The following is a 557-nucleotide window of genomic DNA, read 5'->3' as shown; positions in this document are numbered from 1 at the left end:
ATCCTGGATCTTATACATTAGTATTAACAGATGCTAATAATTGTAAATTTAATGGTGGAACTACGGTAATAGCTTCACCTGCAGGAGTTGCATCTATCTCAGCACAAACAGATGTTAGTTGTAATGGAGGAAATGATGGTACAGCTACAGTTTCATTGGGAGGTGCATTTCCAGGATATACTTATCAGTGGGATGCAGCAGCAGGAAATCAAACAACAAATCCTGCAGTTGGTTTAGCTCAAGGAGCTTATGATGTTTTAGTAACAGATACTCTAGGTTGTCAAATGCCTGCAAATGTTGTGATTAATGAGCCTACTGCATTGACTTTATCTTTAAATCAGAATAATGTATTTTGTCCTGATTCTTGTAATGGATCTGTTATGGCTATTCCGGCAGGAGGAACAACTCCATATTCTTATGTTTGGAATGATCCGAGCTCTCAAATTACACAGACTGCTTTTGGTTTATGTTCAGGATTTAGTGTTTTAACACTTTCTGATTCTTTGGGCTGTTCTTTAACAGATAGTATACTAATTAATAACCCTCCAAAAATGGTA

Annotated in this window: 1 protein-coding gene; it reads left to right on the top strand. The window is 36.6% G+C overall.

What is annotated here, in order from left to right; all coding sequences use genetic code 11:
- The coding region (locus FRY74_RS12775) for a SprB repeat-containing protein (RefSeq protein ID WP_189765278.1) at window positions 1–557 on the top strand (557 nt) is incomplete at both ends.

It is taken from the genome of Vicingus serpentipes (assembly GCF_007993035.1).
In the GTDB taxonomy this organism is placed as follows: domain Bacteria; phylum Bacteroidota; class Bacteroidia; order Flavobacteriales_E; family Vicingaceae; genus Vicingus; species Vicingus serpentipes.
This window is presented reverse-complemented; position numbering and strand designations above follow the sequence as displayed.